Here is a 12,612-nt window from a genome sequence, read left to right as displayed (position 1 = left end):
CGATCACTCCAGAAGAGTGTAAGATTGTTGAGGTTATGCGAGAGCAAACTCTAGATACTGTTATGAGTATCTGGACTAAAGAGAGTTACCCGTTCGATGAAGAGGATGAAAAATTTGAGTGCACAGCAGACTTTGTGGTGCACACGAGTGAACTCATAAATGGCCTGTGCGTCGGTACAAAAATATACATTGTGTGGTATACCTCCAAAAAAGTTAAAATAGAGCTTTATGGCAGCAGCATTTAACCATTACAAGCAGGCTGCTACGGGCCTTTGGCCCTTCGCGGGACGGCCTACGCTATACTCCGGCCGCCCCTGTTGTAGTCGTTAAGCCTCTATGAATATTGAACACTATAAAGAGTTCAGAGAATTCGAAGAAAAGGGATTGAAGAAGCAAGCTTCAAAATCAGTTCGTGCTTTTATTTCTTCATTTCAAAGCAGCAAAGAGATTGAAGAGTGGGTGTGGGAGTATTTGCCAAAGTTAGAGACAAACAGGCACTCAAGAATACGGCACGAAATATTCCATGAGCTGGTGTTTCCAATCCTTAGTGACGGCTATGCAAAAGGAGATTTAGCGAGCACACTCTGGCTAGGCAAGCTCTCACAAAATATATATCAATCAAAAACTGCTCATGAGGCACTTGATTGGGTAACTGAATTAGACCTTTACAATAAGTGCCATGAAATTGACCCAGAAAATGATGAGGCTAGGTTATTGCTGCTTCAATCGATCGTGTCATGGCTTGAATATGCTGAGCACGAATGGCCAAGCGGCATACTTTATGGCAATGACGGTGCCACAATCGAACAGTGTGACGAAATCAGCTCAGAAGTTCAGAGGGTTCTTTCCCTTGATAAAGAGTTTAAATGTAGTGAGTTCCTCAAACAATTTAACAAGAAACTTAGCCAGTACCGGGCAAGGCTTAACAAGTAAAGGCACGGGACGCCAAAACCGCCGCTTCGCTATGGTTTTGCCGCCCGTGCTTTAGGCGTTAAGAGGCAAATTTGAGACTGATTAAATATAGTGCAACCTGGTACTTAATTGGAGCATTTGGTTGGTATTTATCTGGTGTTGCTATTAGTCTTTTCCAGCATTCAGAAAGCCACTTTGAAAGTATGGCCTTATTTTTTAGCCCCATTGCAGTGCCATTCACTTTGTATGATTATTTAGGTCGTTCACAAAGTAAGTTGGAGGGAAGTGTAGTTGTTATGGGGTTATCTTATACACTAATTCTAATATTGTTATTTTTGTTGTGGCATCGCAATAAAAATGCCTCTTAACCAGGCCAAGCAGGATTGCCCAGCTGACAGCTGGGCTGGACGGCCTACACTTTGCTTCGGCCGCCCCTGTTGGCAACGTTAGTGTTCCAAGCTCTCCAAAGGAATGTGATATGCAAAAAGTCCCATATGGAAACTCAAATCTTGTAGTTACGCTTTATTTTGTAATGAAGATGCTTCCCATGATTATCTCCGGAATGTGCATATATCTGGGCTACAAACTGTTTGTCTTAGGTGTCACCGGTGAAGCGAGTCTCAGCGTGCAAAGCGATACTATAAGTGGACAGCTGATAAATGCCGCACCAGGCCTGTTTTTTGCAGTCGGAGGAATCGTTGCACTAATAGTCAGCATTGTAAGAGGCGTACAAATAAGCTTCGACAATAATGGCGGCCATGTTGTCCGGGTTAGCAATATCGCCCACGGGTAAAACACTAACAATCGCAAGCAGTATGCTACGGCCCTTCGGGCCTCCGCGGGACGTTATGAGTATCAGGGATATGAAAAGAGTAACGTGGATTGATCCTAGGGATAAACCGGGCCTGCTCCATGCAGTTATGGAGCAATGCGCAGGAGCCTCCCTTATTTCATTTGAGGGCTCATTGGAGCATTTGTCATTTTATAAATGGCCGAATGCTTCCTATCAAGAAACGCCAGTGCTTAAACGACAAACTATATCCCCAAAACTAGATTTCGTGATTCTCCCCTTAGATGAAGAAAGTTCCAAAGGCATGTGGAAAGAACTAGCAGAAAAGGATCATCTGGTTAGAGAAGGCATCATTCATGTGCAGATAGCTATAGAGGGTGAGCTAGTATTTGGTGGTTATGATAATTTCGATAAAGAGTGCACTGTTGCATATAAAGGCTTGAGCGAAGGTTTTCTCCAAGACCTTAAAGAGCGAGGCATAATTCGTGGCTATGAACACAAAGACTCATAACAAGTGACTATGGTTACTCGTCAAGTTTTTAAGCCATACTTTCATCCCAGTAGGTGTTGTTTTTCACCATTGTATTCAGGATCGTAATCTGCTTTCTCATGCAGGCAACCAGAGCAACCTTTTTAGGTTTGCCAGCGTCGACTAATCGCTTATACATGGGCTTTAGTTTGGGATGATGTTGTATGGCCGACATGATGGAAACAAAAAGAACCGTGCGTACGCGATGCCTTCCACCTCGAATATATCGTTTGCCCTGGAAGTTGCCGCTATCACGGTTCATCGGGGCGATACCGACAAGTGCAGCGATTTCTTTACGGTTCAATTGTCCTAGCTCAGGAAGTTCACTCATTAACGTATAGGCCAATACATTTCCGACCCCTTTGGCACTCAACAATAGGTCACGCCTTTGCCGCCACTCGGACACACTGTTAACCAGTTTTTCCAGTTGCTTGTCGATACCTTGTAACTCTTTCTTGATGGTGTTTAGAATGGTCTGGATAGGTTTGTGTACTGATTTCGGCATCCTCTGAAGCCGATTCTTTTGCATTGTACTCATCTCTAAACACTGACTTCTTACAGCCAGTAAGTCACTGATCGCCCTAAGCTTTTCTGGTTTTAGCACCGACAGCCCTGGCTTCATGGCCTCACCAAAATGTGCAATATCCATTGCATCTAGCTTGTCAGTTTTGGCGAGGCGCCCTGCAGATTTAGCGAAGCTCCTTATCTGCGAAGGATTGCAAACAACAATAGGTAATCCGGCTTTGTCGGCGGCGCAAACAAACTCTAACTCGAGCCTTCCCGTAGACTCTATTAATACTCTTTGAGGTTTAAGAGGTTGTAGTTGTTTAATGGCATCTTTAATGCCATTTTTATCATTGGCAACACTAAAGAACTGGCCAGTAGGTCTCACATAAATATCGAGTTGTTTACTGCTGGTATCGATACCGACATTGATCTCTTGAGGTTCCATAAGATAAGCTATCTCCGCCTTGCTATTCGGGCTCGAGGCCCACATGACTATCCGAGTTATGCCTAGTGAGTGCTTATCACGTTCATACTTGTTATCGGTCTTTTACGAACCAGCCAAGCAGCGAACTGTGATAAACAAGGCCTTCGGTGGCCGCCGAAGGTGGGTCTCAATTTACCCGTTAACGAAAAGGATTTTCAACATCAGAATCGGGCAAGAACAACCATACAAGTACAAGCAGGTTGCTGCGGGCCTTTGGCCCTTCACGGGACAGCCTACGCTACGCTCCGGCCGCCCCTGTTGTAGTCGTTATAACGCACACTCACTATGAGAGATAAATTCGGCGGCGCAACCCTAGCTTTAGCAGGCTTCTTGCTAAGCATGCTAACTATTATCGATTCAATTGATGGTAGCTTTACTTACGCAAGTAAGATGAATGGTATCATCGAAATTACACTCGCCCATGGTGCTATGGATTTCTTTTTTAGCCTTTTTGTCCAGGTATTCATTGGTTTGGCTGTGGCCACACTCGGCTTAGGTATCTACTTTAAGCCCAAATTTTAGCCTCATAACAAAGCCATCAACCACCGCCCGCACACGGGCTTGACGCTCACTGCGTTGCTTCAGTTGTGCTTTATCGCTACGCTAGCACAACTAAACCAACTCCGTTCCCGCCGGTTATGGCGGCGCTAAGTTTTATACACAAGTTTTTTAAGTTTTATTATGTAAATCAATAAGTTACAGTTTAGCCCAGTAAGAACTACAGATTTGGCTGGATAATTATGCAGGACTGGGTCATGGACGAAGTAAAAAATCAGGTTATGGGTGATACACGCTTGAATAAGCGCTTGTCTAATATTCTCAGTAATTTAAGTTCAGACCCAAACAATAGCATTCCTTGTGCAAACAAAACTTGGGCAGAAACGTTTGCAGCTTATCGCTTTATAGAAAATGATAAAGTCAACTTTGACTCTATTATGAGCGGTCATAAATCGGCAACTCTTGAGAGAATCAAAGTGCAGCCTGTTGTTCTTATCCCACAAGATACTACCTTTCTAAATTTTGCCACTGACCTAGAAAGTAAAGAGATGGGAACACTTAGGCGTAAAGAGACCAACCAACAACTCTTGCACACCTCCATCGCGATAACACCATCCAGAGTTAATTTGGGTGTTGTTGAAGGTAGTATGTGGCAGAGAGATAAGGAATCAAGTTCTAATTCCCGCTATACCAAGTCGATAAAGGATAAGGAGAGTCGACGCTGGCTAGACCATTACGAAACGGCTTGTCAGATACAAGAGCACTGCCCTGAAAGCACAATTGTGAGTATTGCTGATAGAGAGGGTGATATTCATGAGTGGTTTCAGCTGGCTGAAGAGCAAAGTGAACAGCGGCGGGCGAGCTATATCGTTCGAGCTAAGGCCAATCGCACTTTAGAGCTCGATGGAGAAGAAACGGTTTTGCTTTGGGATCATATGAATGAGCAGAAATCTGTCGGTCTATACACGGTAGATATTCCCAAACGGAATGGAGAGCCTGGAAGAAAAGCCAAGGTCAACGTATCCACTACTGAGATACGGTTGCTAGGAAAAGGAAGATCTAAACGACCACTTTCTCTCTATGCTGTATTGGCTAAAGAATTAACCCCACCAGAGGGTGAAAAAGGCATTGAGTGGATGCTGTTAACTGATCTTCCAGTTGAAGACTTTAAGCAGGCGAGAGTTATCATTGAGTGGTATCGAAGCCGGTGGGAAATTGAAACCTATTTTCGGGTGGTAAAAGGCGGATGCCAGATAGAAAGTAATCGTTTTAGAACAGAGCAGCGAATGTTGAACTGTATTGCGATCTATATGATTATTGGATGGCGACTACATTCGATAACTACACAAGCAAGAAGTCTTCCTGATGAACCATGTACGAGTGCTTACTCTGAAAAAGAATGGCGCATGGTATGGATGATGCGAGATAAAAGTTCCCCACCGAATATACCTCCAAGCATGAGAGATATAACGCGTATGTTGGCAGGCCTAGGGGGATTTCTAGGACGTAAAGGTGATGGCGAACCAGGGGTTAAAACTGTTTGGCAGGGATATACCAAACTGCTCCATTATATTGAAGCAGCAGAGGCTTTAAATGGGCTTAAATGATGTGTATAAAACACAGTGGCGGCGTTATGCATCATCGTGAGATATCCACATGAAAGAAGTTGCTGACTATTTGGTTTCAAATCTTGGGTTTTCTAGAACTAGATTTGATAAATTGAAGGGGAGTACCTACCAAAAGGACGGCTACACTCTTTCGGTTACTTCTGGTTGGGCGGGACGCTGGGAGGAATTTTTGTGCTTCAAACTTGAAAAAGATGGAGATGAAGTGTTCTCGATTAATTATCAAGTTGATACTGAAGGCTATAAAAGCAAGCCAAAGATTTACTCTGCTAAAGAGATTAACCATGACCTCAAAAGAAAGCTAGAAGAGGTTGAAGTTTGAGCAGTTTCAAATATTGTCCAGTCTGTAGCCACAAACTTGAAGAACGATTAGTAGAGTCAGGTTATAAACTATGCTGCAGCACTAATGCTTGCGAGTTTATCTTCTGGGAAAACCCTACTCCTGTTGCAATCGTTCTGGTGGAACATGATGGAAAATACATTGTAACTCATAACGTTGAGTGGCCAGATTGGAAGTATTCTTTAGTCTCTGGCTTTATTGATACTAACGAAGATCCACAAAAAGCCGCAATGCGTGAAATTCGCGAAGAACTAAATTTAGAAACTACCTATATTGAACTTATCACGACCTCAATATATGAAAACCTTAACCAAGTAATGATCGGGTACTATGCTAGAGCAGAGGGTGAAATCATCCTCAACGAAGAGAATGATTCATACAAGTTGCTATCTCGCAAAGAGTTAGAGTCTTGGAGCTTTGGGAAGGGTTCAATACCACTGATCAAAAAATGGCTAGCGAAAGAAAATGCATAACAAGGGCCAGCACAATCGCCAAATGCAAAAACCAGCATTTGGCTGGACTCGCTACACTTCGTTTCGCTCGCCTGTGTGGCCGGCGTTATGTTTTCCGAGATGCTTATGGATTTTAACCCATACGATAACTTCATGTTTTATGATTCCTGTGCATTTGACGGCGGCGATATAGCCGAGCAAGAAGCCTCTGAGAAAGCCCGCAATATCTTGGATGCTCAAAAGAAGAGAATCATGTTAATGCACTCAGTGGTAGATGAGATTAGAAACCCTTCTACGCCAAAGTGGTTACAAGAACGTGAGCCTCGTTCTCGCCAAACTGTTAAGTTAAATCTTACAGAGGAAGAGAAGCGCACATTACAAGATATTGAAAATATTATTGTCGGTAATGGAAAGTTTGAAAAACGTAAAGCAGACTGCTTTCACGTATTTGAGGCTCAAAAGTATGGAGGTTGTTTTGTGACAACAGATAGTGGTATCTATAAGCACGCTGAAGAAATCTTTAATAAGTATGGCCTGTATATAATTAAACCTTCGAAATTCTTAGAGTTAATTTTAAAGTACAGTGATAAAACATAACAAAACAATCAACGCCCGCCAGCAAGCTGGCTCGAACCTCTGTTTCGGCACTTCGCGCCTACACTACGGCCCGTTATTGTAGGCGTTATATTGTATTTTAGGTGGTGCTCTATTTGGTTATATTGATATCTATAGCTTTTTTAGTGATTCCATTTCTCAGTATTTTTTTATGGCTTGTTCTAGAAATTAATAACTCCAGAAGAATCTATAGGGTTGCACTTGGAGCTTTATCAATTATCTCTGTTGCGTATTTTTCAGTCAGTGTAAAGAAAAAAGAGATTGTTGCGCTTCAAAAGCAGCAAGAAATGCTGGTCGAGAAACGAAAGCGGGCTGATGAGAAGTAGCTGATTTTTGAAATTGAATCGGTGTGATTATGATCTCTGTACAATACTTGAGCTTTATACTGAAAATTCGCTGCACTTTTGTGGAGTGCTATTAAGCAGGTTATTCGGTTGGGAAAGTATGATATTTTCCATGTAGATTTATCGGGCAGTGGCCAGCCAAAGGTGGCTGGCAAAGAGCAAGTAGGTTGTTCAGAGCGCACCAGCTATAACCAGGCCAGGCAAGATCGCCCAGCCGGAGGCTGTCCTTGCTGGCAACGTTATTGTAGCGGTCATTTTTTAGATGATTTGTAGTTGCTGCAAGTATCAATCTCTATCTGAGCATACGTTCCCTGAGAGTTTTCCTATGAACTGGTACCGCAGTTTCGTTCTAGAGTCTTCGTTTTAAGCCAGTAAATCCTGCAAGCCAGCTGCACCATCGTGGAGTGCAAATCAGATAGTTAATTGGTGAGGAAACTATGGTATTTTCCTCTGTAAATTTATCGGGAATTGGACAGCCTAGGGGTGGCTGGCAGAGAGCATGTAGGTCGTTCAGTGTACGCCAGCTATAACCAGGCCAGGCAAGATCGCCCAACCCCTTCGGGGTTGGGGCTGGACAGCCTACGCTCCGCTTTGGCTGCCTTTGCTGGCAACGTTAGCTCATCAAAAATTCACAACAAATGGCCATGTATGGTCTCAATAAAAGGAAAGTGCTATGAAGGCAGTAAAATTGTTTGGAGTCATAATTTTGGCAGTGATCGCTGCAGGGTGCGCTCAAGCACCAATCACTTTAAATTATGCTCCAAGCAGCACTATGAGCGTTGATGGAGAGCTTAAAGTTGGGAAGTTCAAGTATCTTCCCGCAGAAAATAATAACCGGGTAAAGCCGAATCAAATAAGAAATACTGCAATGGGCAGTATTCTTCTTGAGAAAAATATCAATGAATACTTCGAGACTGCAATGTTTACCGAGTCAAGATTTGTCGGCATAAAGGTTAAAGATTCGAATAATGTTGTATCTGGTGAAATAATTGAATTCCTAATTGATGACCTAGGATATAGCATTGATTGGACATTAGAGGTTAAGTATTTAGTAAGTGCTGATGAAAGCTCAGAATGTTACAGTAAAGCCCACAAGATTGAGAAAAATACCGCTAAGTTTGCCAATCCATTTGGAACTTTAAATGAAGTTATGAAGCTTAACATTGAAAAAGTGTTTAGTGATTCAGAGTTTGTTTCATGCGTCTCACAAAAGAGCTAACAAATTTAGGCATGGGACGCGCAAACTGCGCGTGCCCATGCTAAAAGCGTTATATTTCAAGGAGAGATGGTGCGTAGGCCACTAATATTTATACTTTTGCTTCTGCCAACTGCTGCTTACGCAAATGTTGTTTGGCCAGCACTTTATTTAGAAACACGTCTTTTTTCATGGTGGGCAATTAGCATTGGTCTGCTAGTTGAATTTTTCTTTATAAAATGGCTTTTTACTCTTCCTGCCAAAAAGGCTTCAATCGCTACCGTATCTGCAAACGCCGTTTCAGCTGTTGCAGGTATAATTTTAGTTCCGTTGGCTGGCATAGCATGGGAGCTATTTCCAGGCTCGGTCATTAACAGGGCTTTTGGCTGGGGCACGTTTAATCCAATTACATGGGGTGTTACCTTTGCTCTAGGCTGCTTGGTTAATGGTCTACTTGAGGGCGCAGTCTATAAAAAGTGGTTTTATCCAAAGTTCAGATTTAAAAGTAAAGCATTTCTCTGGCTGCTGGTGGCTAATTCCCTCAGCGTAGGCGCCGCATTTACTAGCCTTTGGTTAAAGCCGGTGCAGCTATGAAATATAACAAGTCAATCAACTACGCGCCTTCGGCGCCGGACGCAGTAAAGCTGCGCCGGTTAGCAAGGCGTTAACCTCTAAAAATGAACATCGATAAAATTACAAATAAAAATAAGCCGATCGCATCATTAGTAAAGTCATTATCCAAAGGATACAAGCTAACTACTGACAAAGATCAGAATAAGTTTTTGCGGCTTTCAATATACTTGTATGCATTAGGCCAGGATGACTTAGCTTTAGAGATAGCCAACTTCATTACTAGCTCATGCGAATACAATGGAAATGAAAATGTCTGGAATAGTGTAGGCTTTCAAATCGTATTATTGACTAGAATCTATCGATTAAAAGGTATTGAATCGATTCAAATAGCTCGCCTTAAAGAAGAAGATATTATTTCTAGCCGATATACGGTGGAGATGTACACTGACGAATTATTAGAAGAGGCGTTGGAAACGGAAAAACTAGTCGAATCTTCTAGTCAAAAGTATAAGTGTGAAGGGTATGGACAAATGGCACTAGAGTTTATGTATTGCCAAGAAAGAGCAAAAATGGAAAATTCTAAAGAGTGCCAATTAATACAATCAAAAACAGAACCATTAGTTCAAAAATACTTAGCTAATTTAGCACAGGCGCTAGAATGAAAAGGTTAACAAGGCTGGGCACACCGGCCACTACGTGGCCTGGACGACTTCGCCGCCTGTGCCAGCGGCGTTATGTGTAGTCATAAATTCAACAATCGGATCTAGTCTTGAAGTCACTATCTGAAAAAATTGCATGGTATTGTCAGAAAGAGAAAAGGCATTGGAAGCGTATTTATCACTGTGCTGAAATCGCTTTCATTTCAGTATCCGCACTAATTTTAACTGTACTTATTCAGATATATGGCAACGGTACTAAGCTTCAAATTGGGGTTGTCGCACTCACTTCGGCTTTAACTATCACATCAGCCTCATTAGTCCCTCTCGTATTCAAATCCAATACTCTCAATCGCTGGCAAACTCAAATGGTTACTATCGGACTTGGTTGCGGAGTCGGAATCTCTGCGATATGCACGCTGTTTCTATTTGAGTTGCAGCTTGCTAGCACATAACAAGTCGATGAATTTCGCACCGTCCTTACAGGGCTCCACCGGACATGCTACGCTGCGCTTCGCATGCCGATTATCGAAGCGTTATACCTTAGATGATTTACCTACTTAGTCGTTATTTTTGTGCTCATTAAGGAAGAATATGAATAAAAGATTTGAAGCTCTAGATGCTTTTCGAGGGATTGCAGCCCTTTGTGTAGTCATTTTCCACATGCGTCTAATAGGAAGTATAACTGAGCTCGATTTTTTTAGAGGAAGTTCAATATTTGTAGAGTTCTTCTTTGTATTGAGTGGCTTTGTTTTAGCTCATGGCTATGGGGCTAGAAAAAATCTGGTTTTAGGGGAGTTTATGAAATCAAGGTTTTTTCGCTTATACCCGCTCCACCTTTTTATGTTTTTTGTCTTCCTATTGCTGGAGGTCGGCAAACTAGCAGCGTATAAATATGGTGGTTTTACTTTTAATACTCTCCCCTTCACCGGGAGGACAGCTATTTCTGAAATTATACCAAATCTACTGTTAATTCAGTCCTTGTCACCAACATTTGAAGCTTTAAGCTTTAATTATCCATCCTGGAGTATTAGCATTGAATTCTATCTATATTTATTACTATTCATATCTATAGTTGTTTTTAAAAATTTCAAAAGCATAATTTGGTGCTCTACGGCTGTTGTCGCGCTTTATTTAATAGCATCCGAATCTGAGATATTAACTAGCCAAATACTGAGGGGGTTGTCGTGCTTTTTCGGAGGGGCATTAATATACCTTTTCTATATGCGAGTAGCTAATATTCGAATCACGAAACCACTTGGCACTATAGCTGAGGTTTTTGTTGTGGCATGTATTGTTGTGATTGTTCAGTATGAAATCAAGCATCAGAACATTGTTGCCACCATACTTTTCTATTTTGCAATATTAGTTTTTTCTTTCGAGTCTGGAGTTGTTTCTAGCCTATTAAAGCAGAAGCCATTCCAAGAACTAGGTAAGCTATCATACTCTATATACATGACTCATGCTGCCATTTTATTTTGCTTTACTTCTACACTATTAATCTTACAAAAAATCTCAGGTATGGAATTAGCCCCAATGTTAAATGGAGATAGATATTTAACATTGGGGAATGGGTTTGTTAATAGTTTGATTGTCCTGGTGATTTTAGGTTTGGTGATATTTATATCGAGCCTTACTCACAGATATATAGAGGTTAAGTGGCAGAGAAAGGGTAAGGCGCGTCATCCAAATTCAAGTGAAGAATGGCATAACAAAGCGTTGTACCGGACGGGCCGGTGAACGCGACGTTATAAGGCATTAACCTCAGAGGAATCATCTAATGACAGAGGACGAACGTACTCTCGAGTCATTAAAACTACTTCGCGAGTCAAGCGCCTGGATGGTTGGTGTTCAAACTGCAATTTTTGGATTTCTGATTACGCTTCTTAATTCGGGGCAATTGAAACTTGGTAGCTTTCTTATTAAAGTCGCGATTACTGCATTTGGGCTTTCAATAGTATGTGCTGGGATTGTACTTGGTGCAGTGCCATGGGTCCTTAGTCGAAAATCAATGCCTTCTTCAGTTCAACAGGCCCCCATAGCCGATTGGCCCCTAGTAAATAAAATCTCTATAGGCTGGGTAAGTGGGTTTCAATATCTTGCATTCGTAATTGGACTAGTCAGTCTTGGATCTGCAGTAATTTGGAAGCAGATAGGATAAAAATGCCTTATAACACATGCATGCAGAGCGACCTCCAAAAGGCTGCGCCTGATGCGAGGCGTCAACTGTCTCTATGAAATTAGATCGTACAAAAGAATTAATACACGGCACAATCAATGAGACAGAGCCTTATGAAGCTTTAGTTCATGTACTGGAATCTGCGATAGAGCTGGTACAGATTCCAGATAATGACTTTTGTTGGTCTTCATGGAATGACTCTGAAGAGGCAACTAAAGAAATCCAGAAACTACTTAATATGGTAAAGTCGTATGCTTTACCAGAAAAAGTTGAAGCTTCTGTTCTATTTGCACCAACTGGACCATTGCAAGAAGTTAGCTTAAGTAGCGGCTGGGCCGAGCCATTTCTTAAAGTAGCTGAGAAATATGATCAAGTAGAGAAGTTATTATGGCCAAACAGTTAACAAGGGTAGGCAATATCGCCAGCGCAAAAAGGAAACCTTCCCCCGTTGAGTAGACGCCTACCATTTTGAGTGGAGTAAGAGAAAATAAGGAAAAAATTTGATGAGGACAGAGCTTAGAAAAAAGATCATTGATGTTTGTAATCAAAAGATAGAAAAGAAAGGCAGCAACGTAGGTGTATCTTTCTATGCATTTTTTAAAAACAAGAATGATCAACCAGAAATTCTAATGGAGGCTGCGAGATGGTGGATAGAAACACACCAACTTGATCACTTTGAAAAGGCAGAAAAAATCAAGTCTATGATCAAGGCTGGTGTTTAACATGGTGATTTCCGTACAAAGTCACCAAAACCATAACAATACTGTCAACGACTCCCTACGAGCTTAACTCCGGTGTTGACGAACTTCCAGTCTTCACAGTGGGCTTTTAATCACGTTTAGTAGACACCCTGTAAAGTTAGATTTAGCCCTGACACAGAGGTGTATCTAAATTACGTAAGGTAAGCAAAACT

Annotated in this window: 19 protein-coding genes; 18 read left to right on the top strand and 1 reads right to left on the bottom strand. The window is 41.9% G+C overall.

The window, feature by feature from the left end:
* The first annotated feature begins 62 nt into the window (after positions 1–62).
* The 5 genes from ACJJIN_RS19745 to ACJJIN_RS19725 all read left to right on the top strand — a co-directional run bounded on the left by ACJJIN_RS19745 (position 63) and on the right by ACJJIN_RS19725 (position 2,213).
* Positions 63–245, top strand: a complete 183-nt coding sequence (locus ACJJIN_RS19745; protein WP_444895880.1) for a hypothetical protein — start codon at positions 63–65, stop codon at positions 243–245.
* A 91-nt stretch (positions 246–336) separates the two neighbouring features.
* Entirely contained in the window at positions 337–933 is a 597-nt protein-coding gene (locus ACJJIN_RS19740) for a hypothetical protein (RefSeq protein ID WP_413665352.1), read from the top strand.
* 71 nt (positions 934–1,004) lie between these two features.
* Positions 1,005–1,280, top strand: coding sequence for a hypothetical protein (locus ACJJIN_RS19735; RefSeq protein WP_444895879.1), 276 nt, complete (start codon positions 1,005–1,007; stop codon positions 1,278–1,280).
* Positions 1,281–1,390: 110 nt separating this feature from the next.
* Positions 1,391–1,705 carry a hypothetical protein gene (locus ACJJIN_RS19730; RefSeq protein ID WP_444895878.1) on the top strand — a complete coding sequence of 105 codons (315 nt, stop codon included), beginning with the start codon at positions 1,391–1,393 and terminating at the stop codon, positions 1,703–1,705.
* A 70-nt stretch (positions 1,706–1,775) separates the two neighbouring features.
* Positions 1,776–2,213, top strand: coding sequence for a hypothetical protein (locus ACJJIN_RS19725; RefSeq protein ID WP_444895877.1), 438 nt, complete (start codon positions 1,776–1,778; stop codon positions 2,211–2,213).
* 28 nt (positions 2,214–2,241) lie between these two features.
* Here the strand turns inward: ACJJIN_RS19725 and ACJJIN_RS19720 are convergent, their stop codons facing one another.
* Positions 2,242–3,183 carry an IS110 family RNA-guided transposase gene (locus ACJJIN_RS19720; RefSeq protein ID WP_444894991.1) on the bottom strand — a complete coding sequence of 314 codons (942 nt, stop codon included), beginning with the start codon at positions 3,181–3,183 and terminating at the stop codon, positions 2,242–2,244.
* 324 nt (positions 3,184–3,507) lie between these two features.
* On the opposite strand from ACJJIN_RS19720, the gene ACJJIN_RS19715 reads away from it, so the two are divergent.
* From ACJJIN_RS19715 to ACJJIN_RS19655, 13 genes are all read left to right on the top strand, one after another.
* On the top strand, positions 3,508–3,744 hold the full coding sequence (locus ACJJIN_RS19715; RefSeq protein WP_444895876.1) for a hypothetical protein: 237 nt from the start codon (positions 3,508–3,510) through the stop codon (positions 3,742–3,744).
* Positions 3,745–3,962: 218 nt separating this feature from the next.
* Positions 3,963–5,327: an IS4 family transposase gene (locus tag ACJJIN_RS19710; protein ID WP_444895875.1), complete on the top strand. Its 1,365-nt coding sequence runs from the start codon at positions 3,963–3,965 to the stop codon at positions 5,325–5,327.
* A 49-nt stretch (positions 5,328–5,376) separates the two neighbouring features.
* Positions 5,377–5,667 carry a hypothetical protein gene (locus tag ACJJIN_RS19705; RefSeq protein WP_444895874.1) on the top strand — a complete coding sequence of 97 codons (291 nt, stop codon included), beginning with the start codon at positions 5,377–5,379 and terminating at the stop codon, positions 5,665–5,667.
* Positions 5,664–6,158: an NUDIX domain-containing protein gene (locus ACJJIN_RS19700; RefSeq protein ID WP_444895873.1), complete on the top strand. Its 495-nt coding sequence runs from the start codon at positions 5,664–5,666 to the stop codon at positions 6,156–6,158. The genes ACJJIN_RS19705 and ACJJIN_RS19700 overlap by 4 nt, the downstream gene beginning before the upstream one ends.
* 105 nt (positions 6,159–6,263) lie before the next feature.
* On the top strand, positions 6,264–6,734 hold the full coding sequence (locus ACJJIN_RS19695; RefSeq protein WP_444895872.1) for a hypothetical protein: 471 nt from the start codon (positions 6,264–6,266) through the stop codon (positions 6,732–6,734).
* A gap of 113 nt (positions 6,735–6,847) precedes the next feature.
* On the top strand, positions 6,848–7,078 hold the full coding sequence (locus ACJJIN_RS19690; protein WP_444895871.1) for a hypothetical protein: 231 nt from the start codon (positions 6,848–6,850) through the stop codon (positions 7,076–7,078).
* A gap of 691 nt (positions 7,079–7,769) precedes the next feature.
* The gene (locus tag ACJJIN_RS19685) at positions 7,770–8,315 is read left to right on the top strand and encodes a hypothetical protein (RefSeq protein ID WP_444895870.1); all 546 of its coding nucleotides are present in this window, start codon (positions 7,770–7,772) and stop codon (positions 8,313–8,315) included.
* A 69-nt stretch (positions 8,316–8,384) separates the two neighbouring features.
* On the top strand, positions 8,385–8,885 hold the full coding sequence (locus ACJJIN_RS19680) for a hypothetical protein (protein WP_444895869.1): 501 nt from the start codon (positions 8,385–8,387) through the stop codon (positions 8,883–8,885).
* Between the two features lie 83 nt (positions 8,886–8,968).
* The gene (locus ACJJIN_RS19675; protein ID WP_444895868.1) at positions 8,969–9,526 is read left to right on the top strand and encodes a DUF6707 family protein; all 558 of its coding nucleotides are present in this window, start codon (positions 8,969–8,971) and stop codon (positions 9,524–9,526) included.
* A 588-nt stretch (positions 9,527–10,114) separates the two neighbouring features.
* A complete protein-coding gene (locus tag ACJJIN_RS19670) occupies positions 10,115–11,260 on the top strand; it encodes an acyltransferase family protein (RefSeq protein WP_444895867.1) in 1,146 nt (381 codons plus the stop codon).
* Between the two features lie 40 nt (positions 11,261–11,300).
* Positions 11,301–11,681: a hypothetical protein gene (locus tag ACJJIN_RS19665; protein WP_444895866.1), complete on the top strand. Its 381-nt coding sequence runs from the start codon at positions 11,301–11,303 to the stop codon at positions 11,679–11,681.
* 73 nt (positions 11,682–11,754) lie between these two features.
* Positions 11,755–12,102 (top strand): hypothetical protein, encoded by a 348-nt coding sequence (locus tag ACJJIN_RS19660; RefSeq protein ID WP_444895865.1) that lies wholly within the window; start codon positions 11,755–11,757, stop codon positions 12,100–12,102.
* A gap of 100 nt (positions 12,103–12,202) precedes the next feature.
* Positions 12,203–12,421: a DUF6500 family protein gene (locus tag ACJJIN_RS19655; RefSeq protein WP_444895864.1), complete on the top strand. Its 219-nt coding sequence runs from the start codon at positions 12,203–12,205 to the stop codon at positions 12,419–12,421.
* The last annotated feature ends 191 nt before the right edge of the window (positions 12,422–12,612 follow it).

The organism is Microbulbifer maximicatervae (SeqCode), from assembly GCF_052467505.1.
This window is presented reverse-complemented; position numbering and strand designations above follow the sequence as displayed.